At 74.1% G+C, this 15,442-nt stretch carries 18 protein-coding genes; 9 read left to right on the top strand and 9 right to left on the bottom strand.

The features are described 5' to 3' along the window. The first annotated feature begins 6 nt into the window (after positions 1-6). On the top strand, positions 7-945 hold the full coding sequence (locus tag FHU30_RS25415; RefSeq protein ID WP_253879105.1) for a LysR family transcriptional regulator: 939 nt from the start codon (positions 7-9) through the stop codon (positions 943-945). Positions 946-952: 7 nt separating this feature from the next. Here the strand turns inward: FHU30_RS25415 and FHU30_RS25410 are convergent, their stop codons facing one another. From FHU30_RS25410 to FHU30_RS25385, 6 genes are all read right to left on the bottom strand, one after another. After that, positions 953-1,351, bottom strand: a complete 399-nt coding sequence (locus FHU30_RS25410; RefSeq protein WP_253879104.1) for a RidA family protein — start codon at positions 1,349-1,351, stop codon at positions 953-955. Continuing rightward, positions 1,335-2,135, bottom strand: a complete 801-nt coding sequence (locus FHU30_RS25405) for an NAD(P)-dependent oxidoreductase (protein WP_253879103.1) — start codon at positions 2,133-2,135, stop codon at positions 1,335-1,337. The genes FHU30_RS25410 and FHU30_RS25405 overlap by 17 nt, the downstream gene beginning before the upstream one ends. A gap of 135 nt (positions 2,136-2,270) precedes the next feature. Beyond that, on the bottom strand, positions 2,271-2,633 hold the full coding sequence (locus FHU30_RS25400; RefSeq protein WP_253879102.1) for a DUF202 domain-containing protein: 363 nt from the start codon (positions 2,631-2,633) through the stop codon (positions 2,271-2,273). Then, the gene (locus tag FHU30_RS25395; RefSeq protein ID WP_253879101.1) at positions 2,630-3,016 is read right to left on the bottom strand and encodes a YidH family protein; all 387 of its coding nucleotides are present in this window, start codon (positions 3,014-3,016) and stop codon (positions 2,630-2,632) included. The genes FHU30_RS25400 and FHU30_RS25395 overlap by 4 nt, the downstream gene beginning before the upstream one ends. A 220-nt stretch (positions 3,017-3,236) precedes the next feature. Beyond that, positions 3,237-3,872 (bottom strand): MerR family transcriptional regulator, encoded by a 636-nt coding sequence (locus FHU30_RS25390; protein WP_253879100.1) that lies wholly within the window; start codon positions 3,870-3,872, stop codon positions 3,237-3,239. A gap of 192 nt (positions 3,873-4,064) precedes the next feature. Next, the gene (locus FHU30_RS25385; protein ID WP_253879099.1) at positions 4,065-6,431 is read right to left on the bottom strand and encodes a glycoside hydrolase family 3 protein; all 2,367 of its coding nucleotides are present in this window, start codon (positions 6,429-6,431) and stop codon (positions 4,065-4,067) included. A gap of 86 nt (positions 6,432-6,517) precedes the next feature. Here FHU30_RS25385 and FHU30_RS25380 point away from each other — a divergent pair, with 86 nt between their 5' ends. Continuing rightward, a complete protein-coding gene (locus FHU30_RS25380; protein WP_253879098.1) occupies positions 6,518-7,132 on the top strand; it encodes a TetR/AcrR family transcriptional regulator in 615 nt (204 codons plus the stop codon). A 77-nt stretch (positions 7,133-7,209) separates the two neighbouring features. On the opposite strand, the gene FHU30_RS25375 is transcribed toward FHU30_RS25380, so the two are convergent. After that, positions 7,210-7,929, bottom strand: coding sequence for an IclR family transcriptional regulator (locus FHU30_RS25375; protein ID WP_253879097.1), 720 nt, complete (start codon positions 7,927-7,929; stop codon positions 7,210-7,212). 97 nt (positions 7,930-8,026) lie between these two features. Between FHU30_RS25375 and leuC the strand changes: the two genes are divergently transcribed. The 4 genes from leuC (at position 8,027) to FHU30_RS25355 (ending at position 10,999) form a co-directional block, all read left to right on the top strand. Further along, positions 8,027-9,433 carry a 3-isopropylmalate dehydratase large subunit gene (leuC, locus tag FHU30_RS25370; RefSeq protein WP_253879096.1) on the top strand — a complete coding sequence of 469 codons (1,407 nt, stop codon included), beginning with the start codon at positions 8,027-8,029 and terminating at the stop codon, positions 9,431-9,433. Positions 9,434-9,491: 58 nt separating this feature from the next. Beyond that, the gene (gene leuD, locus FHU30_RS25365) at positions 9,492-10,079 is read left to right on the top strand and encodes a 3-isopropylmalate dehydratase small subunit (protein WP_253879095.1); all 588 of its coding nucleotides are present in this window, start codon (positions 9,492-9,494) and stop codon (positions 10,077-10,079) included. Between the two features lie 237 nt (positions 10,080-10,316). After that, positions 10,317-10,562, top strand: a complete 246-nt coding sequence (locus FHU30_RS25360) for an SCO5555 family protein (protein WP_253879094.1) — start codon at positions 10,317-10,319, stop codon at positions 10,560-10,562. Positions 10,563-10,720: 158 nt separating this feature from the next. Then, the gene (locus tag FHU30_RS25355; protein WP_253879093.1) at positions 10,721-10,999 is read left to right on the top strand and encodes an HU family DNA-binding protein; all 279 of its coding nucleotides are present in this window, start codon (positions 10,721-10,723) and stop codon (positions 10,997-10,999) included. A 157-nt stretch (positions 11,000-11,156) separates the two neighbouring features. Here FHU30_RS25355 and FHU30_RS25350 read toward each other — a convergent pair whose 3' ends face one another. Then, the gene (locus FHU30_RS25350) at positions 11,157-11,360 is read right to left on the bottom strand and encodes a hypothetical protein (protein ID WP_253879092.1); all 204 of its coding nucleotides are present in this window, start codon (positions 11,358-11,360) and stop codon (positions 11,157-11,159) included. A gap of 9 nt (positions 11,361-11,369) precedes the next feature. After that, positions 11,370-12,041 (bottom strand): 2-phospho-L-lactate guanylyltransferase, encoded by a 672-nt coding sequence (gene cofC, locus FHU30_RS25345; protein WP_372503947.1) that lies wholly within the window; start codon positions 12,039-12,041, stop codon positions 11,370-11,372. 90 nt (positions 12,042-12,131) lie between these two features. Here cofC and FHU30_RS25340 point away from each other — a divergent pair, with 90 nt between their 5' ends. The 3 genes from FHU30_RS25340 to FHU30_RS25330 are packed head-to-tail and all read left to right on the top strand — an operon-like array spanning position 12,132 to position 15,431. Further along, positions 12,132-12,986 carry a lysophospholipid acyltransferase family protein gene (locus tag FHU30_RS25340; protein ID WP_253879090.1) on the top strand — a complete coding sequence of 285 codons (855 nt, stop codon included), beginning with the start codon at positions 12,132-12,134 and terminating at the stop codon, positions 12,984-12,986. Further along, a complete protein-coding gene (locus FHU30_RS25335; protein ID WP_308211394.1) occupies positions 12,983-14,020 on the top strand; it encodes an NAD(P)H-dependent glycerol-3-phosphate dehydrogenase in 1,038 nt (345 codons plus the stop codon). The genes FHU30_RS25340 and FHU30_RS25335 overlap by 4 nt, the downstream gene beginning before the upstream one ends. Positions 14,021-14,033: 13 nt before the next feature. Then, on the top strand, positions 14,034-15,431 hold the full coding sequence (locus FHU30_RS25330; protein ID WP_253879089.1) for a trans-sulfuration enzyme family protein: 1,398 nt from the start codon (positions 14,034-14,036) through the stop codon (positions 15,429-15,431). The last annotated feature ends 11 nt before the right edge of the window (positions 15,432-15,442 follow it).

The following is a 15,442-nucleotide window of genomic DNA, read 5'->3' as shown; positions in this document are numbered from 1 at the left end:
GCGGCGGTGCGCGCCGAAGCCCTGGATCCCGTGCTGCTGCGGACGTTCGCGTCGGTGGCCGAGCTGGGCTCGTTCACCGCCGCCGCGACCGCGCTCGGCTACACGCAGTCGGCGGTGTCGCGGCAGGTCAGGACGCTGGAGGAGGCGTGCGGCGTCGAGCTGTTCGCGCGCGGCGCCCGGGGCGTCCGGCCGACTCCGGCGGGGGAGTACCTGCTGCCGCACGCGCGCGCCCTGCTGGAGCGGTACGCCGACACCGCGCGGGCGCTGGACGGCCTCCGCCAGGTGGATACGGGGATGCTGCGGCTCGGGGCGTTCTCGACGGCGAACGCCGTGCTCGTCCCGCGCGCGCTCGGCCGGTTCGGGGCGCGGCATCCGGGCGTGGAGATCCGGTTGCGCGAGGGGCTGACCGAGCGCCTGCTGCCCGCCCTGGACGCTGGGGAGCTCGACCTCGCCCTGGTCAGCACCCACAAGCTGGGCAAGCTCGGAACCGATCTGATCGCGCTCGGCGGCGACCCGCTGCTCGTCGCGCTGCCGAAGGCGCACCGGCTGGCGCGCCGCCGGACCGTCCCGCTGGACGAGCTGGCGGGCGAGAACTGGATCGTCGCGGACGACGCGGCGGCCGTCGCCGCCCTGCACGCCCGCTGCGCGCCTGCCGGGTTCGTCCCCCGGACGCCGCTGCGGGTGGCGGAGTGGACGTCCAAGCTGGGCCTGGTCGCCGCCGGTTTCGGCGTGACGTTCGTGCCCGCGCTGGCGGTCGGCGGCGTCCGCGACGACGTGGCCCTGAAGCCCCTGTCCGTCGCGGACGCCGATGCCGAGCCCCAGCGGGCGGTCTATGCGGCGGTCGCGCGCCACGCCCGCCGCGCCCCCGCGGTCACCGCCTTCCTGGACGACCTGCGCGCCGTGGCCGCCGAGCTGCTCCAGCCCGCGGCCACGGCGCGGCCGTGACGCCGGGTCAGGCGGCCGGCGCGGCGGCGACGACCTCGACCTCCAGCAGGGCGTCCGGGTGGAACAGCTTGGACACCTCGACGGTCGTGCTGGTCGGCGGGTCCTTGGGGAAGTAGCGGTTGCGCACCGCGCCGTACTCCCGGACGCGGGACAGGTCGGTGACGAAGGTGCGGATGTTGATCACGTCGGCGAAGGACGCGCCGTGCGCGGCGAGCAGCCGCTCGATGATCGACATGATCACCTCCGACTGCCGGCCCATGTCGCCGACGCCGTCGATCTCGCCGTCGTCGCCGAACGCGACCTGCCCGGACAGGAACAGCAGCGGCCCGGCCGACACGTGCGCGACGTGCGAGTAGAAGCCGTTGGTCGCCGGGACGGTCGGCGGGTTGTCAATGGTCACGCGCATCGGCGGCCTCCGAGGGGACGAGAACGGTGATGTCGGCGCCGCCGAGGCCGCGCTCGACGGCGGCGGCGGTGTGGGCGCGGGCGGCGGCGAGCACGCCGGCGTCCGGGCCGAGCAGGCCGAGCGCGAGGCCGAGGTCCTTGTCGGCGAGCCCGGCGGTGAAGGTGACGGGCGCGTCCGGGTTGCGGGTCCGGGTGCGCTCGGCCTGCGGGAGCGCGCGGCCGAGCAGTTCGAGCGCGGTGTCGCGGTCGAGCCCGAGCGAGGTCGCGAGCTGGACGGCCTCCGCGACGGCGCCGAACGCGGCGATCAGCGCGCTGTTGACGACGAGCTTCGCCGCCGCCCCCTGCCCGGACGCGCCGACCGGCCGGACGGGCCCGAACACGCCGAGCACGTCCGCGGCGCGCTCGACGTCCGCGTCCGCCCCGCCCGGCATGATGATCAGCTCGCCGGCCTCCGCGTGCGGGACGCTGCCGAGCACCGGCGCGTCCACGAGCGCGACGCCCGCCGGGAGGCGTTCGCGCAGCTCGCGCACGGCGTCCGGGCCGATCGTGGACATCTCGACGACCAGCGTGCCGGGCGCGATCCGCGCGCCGAGCAGCACGTCGTGCACGGCCGCGGCGTCGGTCAGCATGCTGATCACCAGGTCGTGCCCGGCGACGGCCTCGGCGGGCGTCGCGGCGGTGCGCGCGCCCCGCGAGGCGAGAGGGGCGGCACGCTCGGGCGTGCGGTTCCAGACGGTCAGTTCGTGGCCGGCGGCGAGGAGCCGTCCGGCCATCGGGGCGCCCATGCGCCCGAGTCCAAGGAAAGCGATGCGTGTCATAACGCGAACGACGTTAGGACGCCGCGAGCCATACCACCAGCGAACATCTCACATGGCAGCCATGCGCACCCCGCATGGCTCGCATGGGCTCGCATGGATCGCTCAGTGCAGCGCGAACGCGATCCCCATCAGCCCAAGCAGGACGGTCACGCTGGTCAGCAGCAGGATCGAGCCGGGATCGGCCACCGACTCGCCCGCCCGGAGCCGCCGCCCGCGCTTGCGCCGCTGCCAGCTCGTCCGGCGGGCGTGCAGGGCCGCCAGGCCGAACACCGCGACGGCCGCGAGCGCGGTGCCCAGGTCGTCCGGGGCGAGGCGCACGCACAGCAGCCCGGCCGCCATGAACGCCACGGTCGTCCGCGTCCAGGCGAGCGAGGTCCGCTCCGGCTGCGCCCCCGGGTCCCAGATCTCCTGCGGCACGCGACCGGGGCGCCGCGCGGGCCTGCCGCTTCCGTCCCGGACGGTCATCGGGTGAGCAGGAGCGCCACCAGGACGACGACGGCCGCGGCGGCGAGGCCGTAGGACATCAGCGGCGCGAGGACGGGCGGCGGGAGCGTCTCGTCCTTGCGCAGCGCCCGCTCGGTGCGCAGCCAGCGCCGGAACGCCAGCATCGCGACCAGCGCGCCGACGGCCGCGAACGCGGCGGCCAGGCCGTGCCGGAGCGGACCGGTGATCAGGTGCCCGCTGAGCGCGAGCCCGACACCGCCCGCGATCAGGGCCAGCGCGGTGCGGATCCAGGCGAGGAAGGTCCGCTCGTTGGCGAGGGTGAACCGCGGGTCGGGGTCCCGGCCCTCGGCCAGCAGCCGCTCCGTCCAGCGCGGATGCCGGTCGCGGGAGTCCTGGACGCTCATCGGCCGCTCACTTCGCCCTCTTTTCGCACCGGTGAATTCCCATGTTACGTCGTTAATGCGACATGAGAATTCCGACCCGATATACGGGAAAAGTGCCGAAGTGGCGTGAGTCACACCGCCGGCGACGTGCGGGAACGCCATTCCGGCCGCCGAATCGGTTTTTCCGCCGGCCGGGCCGCCGTTTCGCGTGCCGGGGTTCGGCGTGCCAGGGTTTCGCGGGTCAGGACGCTTCGGGGGCGAAGCGGCGCGCGGAGGCGTCCTCCTGGGCGAGCCGGTGCAGCGCGGTGAGGACCTGCTCGTAGATCACGGTCGAGGCGAGCATCGCGTGCACGGTCAGCGTGCGCGGGTTGTCCAGCGCCACCCGGTTGATCTCGTGCTCGGCGACCGAGGTCGCGGCGGTGACGTAGGGGCGCAGGTCGGTGAGGGTGACCGGGAAGCCGAGCCGGCGCAGCGCGACGAAGGTCTGGGCGAGCAGCGCGCGGGCGGGCGCGCGCTCGCCGACCTCCCAGCCCAGCTCGCGGACGAGCATGTCCACGTCCTCGCGCGCGGCCCGCCAGTGCGGGTCGTTCGGCGGGATGATGTGCGGGCCGAGCGCGTACTGGGTGGTGCCGAACAGCTCGTGCAGCCCGACCGACTCGTCCTCCATCGCGGCGACGATCTTCTTGATGGACGCCACCGGCAGGTCGCCGACCTCGCGCAGCGCCCGGATCAGCCGCAGCCGCTCCAGGTGCCGCTGGTCGTAGTCGGCGCGGGTGACCGTGGTCGAGGTGCCCTTCGGCAGCAGGCCCTCGCGGATGTAGAACTTGATCGTCTGAACGGTCAGCCCGCTGCGGTCGCTGAGTTCGGAGATCTGCACCCGTCCACGCCCCTCGCCTGATGCCTGCCGCGTCTGGATATCGCCACTATCCAGCAGGAGGGGCATTGAATACCGGCACTATCCAACAAACGAGGGCGCCGTCCCGGCAGGCCGGGACGGCATAGTCTGACAAATCAGGCGTATCGCCTCGTTCGGCGCGTCCCCGGGGCGTCGGGGGGACGCGCCGGGGTCTCAGGCGTGCAGCCGGAGGTCCGCCACCGAGCGGCCCACGTGCACCCGGCAGGACGCCGGAAGCCGGTCGTCCAGCTCGATCCGGACGGTCACCGACTCGCCCGGAGCCGCCTCCGCGACGGCGAACCCCGCCAGCCGCACCGGCATCTCGTCGGTCGTCGCGTACGCCTGCACGACCTCGCGTCCGGTCCGGTGCCCGGTGTTGCGGACGGTCACCTCGGCGACGCCTCCCACGACCTTGACGTCCGCGTACTCCCAGGTCGTGTAGCCGAGGCCGTGGCCGAACGGGTACGCGACGTCGTCCGCCGGGTAGTGCCGGTAGCCGATCTTGTCGCCCTCCTCGTAGGCGAGCACGCCGTCCACCGGGACCGGCGACAGGACGTTGTCCTCCGACGCCGGGAACGTGGTGGGCAGGCGCCCGCCGGGCTCGGCCGCGCCGGTCAGCACGTCCGCGATCGCGTCGCCGCCCTCCTGGCCCGGCAGCCACGCCCACAGGACGGCCGCCACGTCGTCCCGCCACGGCATCAGCACCGGCGAACCGGCGTTCACGACCACGACGGTGCGCGGGTTGGCGGCGGCGACGGCCGCGACCAGCTCGTCCTGGCGGCCGGGCAGCGCGAGGGTGTCCCGGTCGAAGCCCTCGGACTCCACGTCGTCGTTGGTGCCGACGACCACGATCGCGACGTCCGCCTCGCGGGCGGCGGCGACCGAGGCGTCCAGCTCGTCGTCCTCGGGCAGGTGCGGCGCGAAGTACCCGAGCCCGAAGGACGCCGCGCCGAACAGCGCCTCGCCGCTCAGCTCGTGCTCCAGCCGGAACGGGACGGTCGCGCCCGCGTCCAGCTCCAGGACGAAGCGGCGCTCCGGGGGAGCGAGCAGGCCGCCGAGCGGGTCGTCGCCCTCCAGTGCCATCGTGATCTCGGTGACCGTGTCGCCGAGCGTCACCCCGTACGTGCCGAGGCCCTGCGCGGCGAAGGTGTGCAGGCCCGGCTCGGCGACCGTGACGTCCGTCGCCACCGTGATCTTCGCCGTGCCGTCCGGGATGCCCTCGAAGAACAGGAAGCTCGCGGCCTCGCGCCTCTCCGACTTGAGGACGCCGCCCTGCGCGTCCAGGAACGTCAGCCGGACGCCGCGCCCGCCCGTTTCGGGATCGGTCGCCAGCTCCATCGGCAGGCCCGCGTACCGCTTGTGCGGGTAGACGCCCGCACGCAGCTCGATCTCGGTGTCGTCCCCGAGGACGCGGCGCAGCCCCTCCAGCGGCGTGACCACGTGCTCCGGGTTCACGTGCGCGGACCCGCCGCCCTGCGCGCCGAACCGCACCGCGTTCGGGCCGATCAGCGCGATCTTGCGCGGCGCGTTCAGCGGCAGGACGCCGCCCTCGTTGCGCAGCAGCACCATCCCGCGCGCGGCCAGGTCGCGGAGCTGCTCGCGCGCGTCGGACGGCGTGCTCACCGGCGCCGGCTCGGGGAACCCGTCGAGCACGCCCACGCGCGCCGCCAGCCGCAGGATGCGCAGCACCTTGTCGTCGATCACCTCCTCGGAGACCGCGCCCTCGCGGACGGCCGCGACCAGCTTGTCCCGCCAGAAGTTCAGCGGGCCGGGCAGGCCGGGCATCTCCAGGTCCATGCCCGCGTTCGCGGACTCGGCGGTCGAGCGGATCGCCGTCCAGTCCGACATGACGATGCCGTCGAAGCCCCACCTCACCTTGAGCACGTCGGTGAGCAGCGGCCTGTGCTCGGTCATCGAGAGGCCGTTGACCTTGTTGTAGGCGGCCATGACCGCCCACGCGCCCGCCTTCACCGTCTCCTCGAACGGGCGCAGGTACAGCTCGTCCAGGGTCTCGTCGTCGATCACGGCGTCGTAGGAGTTCCGCTCGGTCTCCGAGTCGTTGCCCACGAAGTGCTTCACCGTCGCGGCGACGCCCGCCGACTGGACGCCGCGGACGAACCCCGCCCCGATCCGGGACACCAGCAGCGGGTCCTCGGAGAAGTTCTCGAAGTGCCGGCCGCCGAGCGGGGTGCGGTGCAGGTTGATCGTCGGCGCGAGCTGGACGTGCACGCCCTTGTCCCGCGCCTGCGCGCCGTTCAGCCGCCCGGTCCGCTCGGCCGCCGCGACGTCCCAGGTCGCGGCGAGCGCGGTGACGCTGGGGAACAGCAGGCTCGGGTCCCGCTCGTCCCAGGTGGTGCCGCGCACGCCGGACGGGCCGTCCGACAGCACCATCCGGCGCAGCCCGATCTTCGGGACCGGGTGCAGCGTCCAGAAGTCGGCGCCGGTCAGCAGGCCGACCTTCTCCTCCAGCGTGAGCTTGGCCAGCCGCGCCCGCAGCACGTCCTCCATGAGACCTCCTGAAACCAGCGGGGAACCCGTCATCGGTCCGGACTCTATGCCGCTTTACCGAGTACTCGGTAGGTTTGTTACCAGTGCGTGACCTACTCCGATGCGTAAAGTGAGGCGCCGTGGCCACCAGGACGGACGGGCGGCGGGGCTACGCCGCCGGAGACGCGCGACGCGAGCGGATCCTGCACATCGCGATGCAGGAGTTCGCCGAGAACGGCTACCGGGGCACGTCCCTGGCCCGCGTCGCCGAGCGCGCCGGGCTCTCCCAGCCCGGCCTGCTGCACCACTTCCGCAGCAAGGAGCAGCTCCTGGTCGCCGTCCTGGACCTGCGCGACCGCCGCGACGCCGAGCGCTTCCTCGGCCCGGACGGCGCCCCGCCCACCGGCGCCGCCATGCTGGACGCGCTGGCCGACCTGGTCGAGCACAACTCCCGCGCGCCCGAGCTGGTGCGCCTGTTCGCCGTCCTGACCAGCGAGGCCGTCACCGCCGACCACCCCGCGCGCGCCTGGGCCCGGGACCGCTACGCCCACCTGCGCGCCCGCGTGGCCGAGTCCTTCGCCGCCGGAGTCGCCGCCGGGGAGTTCCGCGCCGGCATCGACGCCGACTCCTATGCCGTCCGGGTCATCGCCCTCATGGACGGCCTCCAGACCCAGTGGCTCCTGGCGCCCGACGAGATCGACATGCCCGCCCTCTTCCGGGCCCAGGTGGCCGACATCCTCGCCGCCCTCCGCTGAAAGCCGGCTGCCGGGCGAACAAAAAGCCGGACCCTGGTGAAGGGTCCGGCTGAGGTCTGCTCGTAGGGGGCCGGGGGTCAGTTCGTGGTGCGGCGCATGGCCTCGCTGACCTTCTCGGCGGCGGCCGTGACGGGGGCGGCGTGCAGGCGTCCGGGGGTGCGGGTCAGGCGCTCCAGGGGGCCGGAGACCGAGACGGCGGCGATCACCCGTCCGCCCGCGCCGCGGATGGGGGCCGAGACCGAGCCGACGCCCTGCTCGCGCTCGCCGACGCTCTGCGCCCAGCCGCGCCGGCGGACCTGGGCGAGCGTGGTGGCCTCGAACTTCGCGCCGCGCAGCCCGCGGTGCAGGCGGTCCGGCTCCTCCCACGCGAGGAGGATCTGCGCGGCCGAGCCCGCGGTCATCGGCAGCGCCGCGCCGACCGGGATCGTGTCGCGCAGGCCGCTGGAGCGTTCCGCCGCCGCCACGCAGACCCGGACGTCGCCCTGTCGGCGGAACAGCGAGGCGCTCTCGCCGGTCATGTCCCTGAGCTGGGCCAGGATGGGCTGGGCGATCGCCAGCAGCCGGTCCTCGCCCGCCGCGACGGCCAGCTCGGCGAGCCGCGGACCGAGGATGAACCGGCCCTGGGTGTCGCGGTGCACGAGCCGGTGGTGCTCCAGCGCGACGGCGAGCCGGTGGGCCGTCGGGCGCGCCAGTCCGGTGGTCTGGACGAGCTGCGCCAGCGAGGCCGGACCGGCCTCCAGGGCGTTCAGCACGAGAACCGCTTTGTCGAGAACGCCGACTCCGCTAGAGTTGTCCATGCCTTGATATTGCCGTCTCGGGATGTGAGATGCAAGTCGGGGAGACGGAGGAGCCGGGCGCACCGAGGCGCCGGCCGGACACAGGTGAGGTGGAGCGATGGGCCGCACATTGGCCGAGAAGGTGTACGACGCGCACGTCGTGCGACGTGTCGAGGGCGAGCCGGACCTGCTCTACATCGACCTCCACCTCGTGCACGAGGTCACCAGCCCGCAGGCCTTCGACGGGCTGCGGATGGCCGGGCGGCCCGTCCGCCGCCCCGACCTGACGATCGCGACCGAGGACCACAACGTCCCGACGACCGACCTGCTGGCGCCGATCGCCGACCCGGTCTCCCGCACGCAGGTGGAGACGCTGCGCAAGAACTGCGCCGAGTTCGGCGTCCGGCTGCACCCGATGGGGGACGACGGGCAGGGCATCGTGCACGTCATCGGCCCGCAGCTCGGCCTGACCCAGCCCGGCATGACGGTGGTCTGCGGCGACTCGCACACCTCCACGCACGGCGCGTTCGGCGCGCTGGCCCACGGTATCGGCACCAGCGAGGTCGAGCACGTCCTCGCCACGCAGACGCTGCCGCAGGTCAAGCCGAAGATGATGGCCGTCACCGTGAACGGCTCGCTGCCGGACGGCGTCACCGCCAAGGACCTGATCCTGGCGATCATCGCCGAGATCGGCACCGGCGGCGGCCAGGGCCACATCATCGAGTACCGCGGCCAGGCGATCCGCGAGCTGTCGATGGAGGGCCGGATGACGGTCTGCAACATGTCCATCGAGGCGGGCGCCCGCGCCGGGATGATCGCCCCGGACGAGACGACGTTCGCGTACCTGAAGGACCGCCCGCACGCCCCGCAGGGCGCCGCCTGGGACGAGGCCGTCGAGTACTGGACGTCCCTGCGCACCGACGACGACGCCGTGTTCGACAAGGAGGTCGTCATCGACGCCTCCACGCTCACGCCGTTCGTGACCTGGGGCACCAACCCCGGCCAGGGCCTCCCGCTGGGCGAGTCCGTGCCCGACCCGGAGGCCATCGCCGACCCGACCGAGCGCCAGGCCGCCGAGCGCGCCCTCCAGTACATGGGCCTGACCGCCGGGACGCCGCTCCGCGACATCGCCGTGGACACCGTCTTCGTCGGCTCCTGCACCAACGGCCGCATCGAGGACCTGCGCGCCGTCGCGTCCGTGCTGTCCGGACGGCGGGTCGCGGACGGCGTCCGGATGCTGGTCGTCCCCGGCTCGATGAAGGTCAAGCAGCAGGCCGAGGCCGAGGGCCTGCACGAGGTGATCTCCGCGGCGGGCGCCGAGTGGCGCGAGGCGGGCTGCTCGATGTGCCTGGCGATGAACCCCGACAAGCTCACGCCCGGCGAGCGCAGCGCCTCCACGTCCAACCGCAACTTCGAGGGACGGCAGGGACCCGGCGGCCGCACCCACCTGGTGAGCCCCGCCGTCGCCGCCGCCACCGCCGTCACCGGCCGCCTGGCCGCGCCCGCCGACCTCTCTGCTCGGTGAGCCGGGGCCGCCTCGCCGCACCCTGTTCACCGGCCGACCTGTAAGGACGTAAAGAATCATGGAGAAGTTCGTCACGCACACCGGGCGCGCGGTCCCGCTGCGCCGCAGCAACGTCGACACCGACCAGATCATCCCGGCCGTCTGGCTCAAGCAGGTCAGCCGCACCGGCTTCGACAAGGGCCTGTTCTCCGCCTGGCGCGAGGACCCCGCGTTCGTGCTGAACCAGCCCGAGTACGCCGGCGCGACCGTGCTGGTCGCCGGGCCGGACTTCGGCACCGGCTCGTCCCGCGAGCACGCCGTCTGGGCCCTCCAGCAGTACGGGTTCCGGGTCGTGATCGCGCCGCGCTTCGGCGACATCTTCCGCAACAACAGCACGAAGATGGGGCTGCTGCCGGTCGTCCTGCCCGCCGAGACGGTCGAGGCGATCCAGGCCCGCGCCGAGCGCGACCCGCAGGCCGAGATCACCGTCGACCTGGAGAACCGCCAGGTCACGGCGGGGGACGTCGTCGCGTCCTTCGAGATCGACGACTACACCCGCTGGCGGCTCATGGAGGGCCTGGACGACATCGGCCTGACCCTGCGCCACGCCGACGCGATCGCCGACTTCGAGCGGAACCGCCCCGCGCTGCTCCCCACCACGGCCTGAACCGCGCCGAGCAGCTCCCCACCACGGCCTGAACCGCCCGACGGCCCTGGCCGCAGGTCCGGGCGCGGTGCCTGATTCCGTGCTCTGACCTGCGACGTCGTCCGCCCCGCGCCCGGGGCGCGTCCGCTGGACGCACCCCGGGCGTACCGGCATGCCCGCGCAGCAGGGACAATTCCCCTTGTGCGAAGGCACGCGCGACGTGCCGGAAAGGGGGCCGGGCGTGGCAGGAGGCGCGCGGTGAGCGGCGTTCCGTGGGCGGGACCCGCCTGGGACGACCCGGAGCTCACCCGGCTCGCCGAGCGGCTGCGCGAGGCGCACCGGAGGCTCGCGCCGCTGCCCGCGGGCGACCGCCGCAGGCTCCACCGGCAGCTCCTGGCGATCACCGACCTGGCCAAACGCGACCCCGGGCTGGCCGCCCGCAGGCTGGACGCCTTCCTGGAAGGGCGCGCCGCCGATTTCTCGTCTTCCCCCGACTCCCGCTAGCGTTCGCCGTGGCCGGATCCGGTCCGGCGCCCGCCCGAGACGGGGGCGAGACCGACAAAAACGCCTGCGACACGGGAACTCTCGCGTTCAGGTGATTGTGTCGGTGGCATGGCTCCCTTAGTTTCGTTCGGGCAAGGGGGGAACTAGAGGAGTAACCCATGAACAAGCGTGAGCTGGTCGACGCCATCTCAGAGCGGCTTGGCAGCAAGAAGGCCGCCGCTGAGGCCGTCGACGCGATCCTGGAGACGATCCAGGCCACGGTCGCCAAGGGCGACAAGGTCGCGATCACCGGGTTCGGTTCGTTCGAGAAGGCCGACCGGCCTGCCCGCACGGCCCGGAACCCCGCAACGGGCAAGACCATCGAGGTTCCCGCGACGTCGGTGCCGAAGTTCAAGGCCGGGGCCGACTTCAAGAACCTGGTCGCCGGCAAGAAGTAGGCGCAACGCAAGCGACGGCGCCCGGCATCCGCATCCCGCGGGGCCGGGCGCCGTTGTCTTGTGCCGCGGCCGTGCTGTGCCCGCGTCCCTGGCTGGCGCCGTTGTGCCGCGTCCCTGCTTGGTGCCGCGTCCCTGGCTGGTGCCGCGTCCCGGCCGGTCAGGGCAGGGGGAACGTGGAGAGGGTGATCGCGGTGACCCGGCCGTCCGGGGCCACGGCGAGGTTGACGCGCTGGCCGAGGCGGAGCAGGCGCAGGCCGCCCGCGTCGAAGGCGGGGGCGTCGAAGTCCAGCTCGGAGCCGTCGTCCAGCAGGACGCTGCCGGAGCGGGTCTCCGGGTCGTACACGCGCACGGTCGCCTGCATGCCCCGACCCTAGCGGCCGGTCACCGGTTCGGGGAGCAGGGCGGCGACGGCCGCCGTCCGCGGGCCGACGCCCAGTTCCAGCGCGGCCCTGAGATCGGCGGGGGTGTCGACGTCGCGGCGGACGCTGTCGATCTCCGGAAGCAGCAGCTCGCGGGCGCCCCGGGCGCGGTGCGCGGTGCGCGAGTCACCGCCGAACGCCGGAGCGAACGGCACCCCCGGACGGGCCGTGTAGAGCGTCGTGCCGACACCGACCGCGTCCGGGACGAACGCCTCGGGCGCATCGGACGCGGCGTCCAGGGCCCTGGCGAGTTCGGCAGGGCGCAAAGCGGGTAGGTCGGCAGAAAGCGCCCCGACACCCGAGTCGGGATGGAGCGCGCGGCCGCGTCCGGCGCCGTGCACGAGGGCGGGGTTGAGGCCCGCGTCCGGCTCGTCCGGGACGACCGTGGCGCCCAGGGCGGCCAGCTCGGCGGCGGGCAGCGGGTCGTCGGTGACGACGATCACAGCGCGGACCCGGTCGCAGGCCAGCGCCGCGGCGACCGTGTCGCCCGCGACCGCGAGCGCCAGGGCCTCGCGGTGCGGGCCCGCGCCGTCCGCCATCCGGGTCTTCGCCCTGGCCAGCACCTTGACCGGGACGACCAGCGTCCAGCCGGTGCGGAGCACGGCGCGTTCTGCTGTAGACATGGCCATTCGACTTTATGCGCTCGCAACCGCGACACTTGAGGACACCCCGCGTTCACCTCGGCGGGGGTTTCGGAACGAGGAGGGACGGGCATGGGCCACGGTTATTCGCCCGGCTGGCGGAAGCTGACCATCGTCATCCTTCGCCCGTTGCTGTACGGGCTGCTGAAGCGGGACTGGCGGGGCCGGGGGAACGTGCCGGGCGAGGGCGGCGTGATCATCGCGGCCAACCACATCTCCGAGTCCGACCCGCTCGCCCTCGCGCACTTCGTCTACGAGTCCGGCCGCTACCCGGTGTACCTGGCCAAGTCCACCCTGTTCGACGTCCCGGTGATCCGGAACGTGCTGCGCGGAACCGGGCAGATCCCGGTGTACCGCGACCGTTCGGACGCCGCCCTCGCGCTCCGCGACGCCGAGGAGGCCCTCCGCAACGGCCAGTGCCTGATGTTCTACCCCGAGGGCAGCTGCACGCGTGACCCGGAGCTGTGGCCGATGACCGGGCAGACCGGCGTGGCGCGGATGGCGCTGAAGACGGGCGCGAAGGTCGTCCCGGTGGCGAGCTGGGGCGCGCACGAGCTGCTGCCCTACAAGAAGGGCGAGCCGACCGGGCTGCGCGGACGGCTGAAGAAGGGCTTCCACCCGTTCCCGCGCAAGACCATGCAGGTGATCGCCGGGCCGCCCGTGGACCTGTCGGAGTACGAGGGCCAGCCGCTCACCAAGGCCACGCTGCGCGCCGCGACCGACGACATCATGCGCCAGATCGCCGACCTGCTCGGCGAGCTGCGCGGCGAGCAGGCGCCCGCCGAGCTGTACGACCACCACAAGGTCCTGGAGGAGCGCCGCCGCGCCGCCGAGGCCGCCGGCTCCGCCGAGGCCGCCGGTTCCGCCGAGCCGTCCGGGATCGTCGGCACACCGGAGCAGGCCGCGGAACAGGGGGACGGCAAGTGACCCTGCGCTGCGCCGTACTCGGCGCCGGTTCCTGGGGGACCGTCGTCGCCAAGCTGATGAGCGACGCGGGGAGCGAGGTGACCCTCTGGGGCCGCCGTCCCGAGGTCGTCGAGGCCGTCAACGAGCGCCACGAGAACCCCGACTACCTGCCCGGCGTCGCGCTGCCCGAGGACCTGCGCGCCACCACCGACGCCGCCGAGGCCCTCGCCGGCGCGGACGTGGTCGGCATCGCGGTCCCCGCGCAGACGCTGCGCACCAACCTCGCCGCCTGGGCCCCGCACCTGCCGCCGGACGCGCTGCTGGTCAGCCTGATGAAGGGCGTCGAGCTCGGGACCACGCGGCGGATGAGCGAGGTGATCGCCGAGGTGGCGGGCGCGCCGCCGGAGCGGGTCGCGGTGTTCTCCGGCCCGAACCTGGCGCGCGAGCTGGCCACCGGCGAGCCCGGCGCGGCCGTCGCCGCCTGCCTGGACATGGCGGGCGCCGAGCGCCTCCAGGCCGCCACGATGACCCCGTACTTCCGCACCTACACCTCCACCGACGTGATCGGCGTGGAGCTGGGCGGCGCGGTGAAGAACGTGATCGCGCTGTGCGTCGGGATGGCGGTCGGGCTCGGCTTCGGCGACAACACCAAGGCCGTGCTGATGACCCGCGGGCTCGCCGAGACCGCCCGGCTGGGCGCGGCGCTCGGCGCGGACGAGCACACCTTCGCGGGCCTCGCCGGGATGGGCGACCTGGTCGCGTCCTGCTCCTCGCCGCTGTCCCGGAACCGGACGTTCGGCGAGAACCTCGGCCGCGGCATGACGCCCGAGCAGGTCATCGCGGTGACCAAGCAGACCGCCGAGGGCGTCAAGTCGTCCAAGGCGGTGCTGGAGCTGGCGCGCAAGCACGACGTGGAGATGCCGATCACCGAGGAGGTGGCGGCGGTGCTGCACGAGGGCAAGCCGGTCAAGGAGGCGGGCCTCGCGCTGATCACCCGGTCGCCGAAACCCGAGCGTTACGGCGTGACACCGAAGGCGGATAAGCACAGTCCGTGACACACTGGGGACGATGCGTAGCACCTCCAGTACCCGGCAGGGTGAGAACACCCGAGCCGCACACCTGCCCCAGCCGGCGGTCCCGCAGCAGATCCCGGTCGGCGCGCCCGTGTGGCGCACGGCCGCCTTCGCCTACGCGGGCGCGGCCGAGCACGCCGAGCTGGCCGCCGCCGGATCCGCGGTAGGCGGGGCCGACCCGGTCGACAACCCGTCCGCGCTGGCGTTCGCGTCCGGCGTGGCCGCTCTGGACGGCGCCCGTCTGGACGGCCCGGCGACCGCCGAGGCGTTCCCGTCCGGCGCCGCCGCCGTCACGGGCGTGCTGCTGGCCTGCGCGACGTCCGGTGCGCACGTCGTCGCGCCCGCCGCCGCGCACGGGCCCGTCCGCACCGTGCTGACCGGGCTGCTCGCCCGTTTCGGCGTCGAGACCACGTTCGCCGAGCCGTCCGAAATGGCGGCGGCGATGCGTCCGACGACGCGCCTGGTGTGGGCGGAGGCGCTCTCCGAGCCCGATCTCGCCGTGCCGGACCTGCCGCGCCTCGCCGCGCTCGCGCATGCGCGCGGTGCGCTGCTCGCCGTCGACGCGTCCCGGACGACGCCGGTGGTGTGCCGCCCGCTCGAACACGGCGCCGACCTGGTCGTCCACGACGCGTCCGGCGGGCTCGGCGGGCACGGCGACGCGTCCGGCGGCGTGGTGGTCGGCGGCGCGCACGTGATGGCGGTGATCCGGCGCGTCCGGGTCGAGACCGGCGCGTCGCTCGGCCCGGACGACGCGTTCCTGCTGCGCCGCGGCCTGGAGACGCTGCCGCTGCGCGTCCGGCGGCAGTGCGACACGGCGAGCGTGTTCGCCGCCGCGCTGGCCAAGCACCCGGCCGTCCGGTCCGTGGGCTACCCGGGGCTGCCGCAGCATCCGTCGCACAAGCTCGCGCGCCGCCTGTTCGATGCCGGGCCCGAGGGCACGCGGTTCGGCGCGGTCGTGACGGTGACGCCGCACGGCGGGCTCGCCGCGGGCCAGGCGCTGGTCGACGCGGTCCGGCTGGCGCTCGTCGCCGGGACCGACGGCGGTGTCCGCACGGCCGTCGCGCACGCCGCGACCGAGCTGCCCGGCTGCGACCCGGCGGCCGTCCGGTTCCGGATCGGCCTGGAGGACGCCGCCGACCTCGTCCGCGACGTCGGCCGCGCCCTCGACACGGTCGCGCGCGTCACCGGCCGGGAGACCGGCGGACGCGCCGGACCCGCCGCCGGGCGCGCCGGAACCGACGCCCGGCGCGCCGGACCCGCCGCCGGGCGCGCCGGAACCGACGCCCGGCGCGCCGGACCCGTCGCCGGACGCGCCGGAATCGACGCCGAGCGCGCCGGAACCGATGCCGGACGCGGCGCCGGGCCGGTGCCGAGCGTGGCCGATAGCGCCTGATCACCGGTAGG

Origin of the sequence: Actinomadura rupiterrae, assembly GCF_024172125.1 — a bacterium.
In the GTDB taxonomy this organism is placed as follows: domain Bacteria; phylum Actinomycetota; class Actinomycetes; order Streptosporangiales; family Streptosporangiaceae; genus Spirillospora; species Spirillospora rupiterrae.
Note: the sequence above shows the minus strand (reverse complement) of the source record. Positions and strands in the feature narration are given on the sequence as shown.

What these genes read in the sequence shown, in the direction of transcription:
- FHU30_RS25410 (WP_253879104.1), bottom strand. Translation starts at nt 1,351, where the DNA reads ATGCGCGTGACCATTGACAACCCGCCGACCGTCCCGGCGACCAACGGC.
- FHU30_RS25405 (WP_253879103.1), bottom strand. Translation starts at nt 2,135, where the DNA reads ATGGGCGCCCCGATGGCCGGACGGCTCCTCGCCGCCGGCCACGAACTG.
- FHU30_RS25400 (WP_253879102.1), bottom strand. Translation starts at nt 2,633, where the DNA reads ATGACCGTCCGGGACGGAAGCGGCAGGCCCGCGCGGCGCCCCGGTCGC.
- FHU30_RS25395 (WP_253879101.1), bottom strand. Translation starts at nt 3,016, where the DNA reads ATGAGCGTCCAGGACTCCCGCGACCGGCATCCGCGCTGGACGGAGCGG.
- FHU30_RS25385 (WP_253879099.1), bottom strand. Translation starts at nt 6,431, where the DNA reads ATGACGGGTTCCCCGCTGGTTTCAGGAGGTCTCATGGAGGACGTGCTG.
- FHU30_RS25375 (WP_253879097.1), bottom strand. Translation starts at nt 7,929, where the DNA reads ATGGACAACTCTAGCGGAGTCGGCGTTCTCGACAAAGCGGTTCTCGTG.
- leuC (WP_253879096.1), top strand. Translation starts at nt 8,027, where the DNA reads ATGGGCCGCACATTGGCCGAGAAGGTGTACGACGCGCACGTCGTGCGA.
- leuD (WP_253879095.1), top strand. Translation starts at nt 9,492, where the DNA reads ATGGAGAAGTTCGTCACGCACACCGGGCGCGCGGTCCCGCTGCGCCGC.
- FHU30_RS25355 (WP_253879093.1), top strand. Translation starts at nt 10,721, where the DNA reads ATGAACAAGCGTGAGCTGGTCGACGCCATCTCAGAGCGGCTTGGCAGC.
- FHU30_RS25350 (WP_253879092.1), bottom strand. Translation starts at nt 11,360, where the DNA reads ATGCAGGCGACCGTGCGCGTGTACGACCCGGAGACCCGCTCCGGCAGC.
- cofC (WP_372503947.1), bottom strand. Translation starts at nt 12,041, where the DNA reads ATGTCTACAGCAGAACGCGCCGTGCTCCGCACCGGCTGGACGCTGGTC.
- FHU30_RS25340 (WP_253879090.1), top strand. Translation starts at nt 12,132, where the DNA reads ATGGGCCACGGTTATTCGCCCGGCTGGCGGAAGCTGACCATCGTCATC.
- FHU30_RS25330 (WP_253879089.1), top strand. Translation starts at nt 14,034, where the DNA reads ATGCGTAGCACCTCCAGTACCCGGCAGGGTGAGAACACCCGAGCCGCA.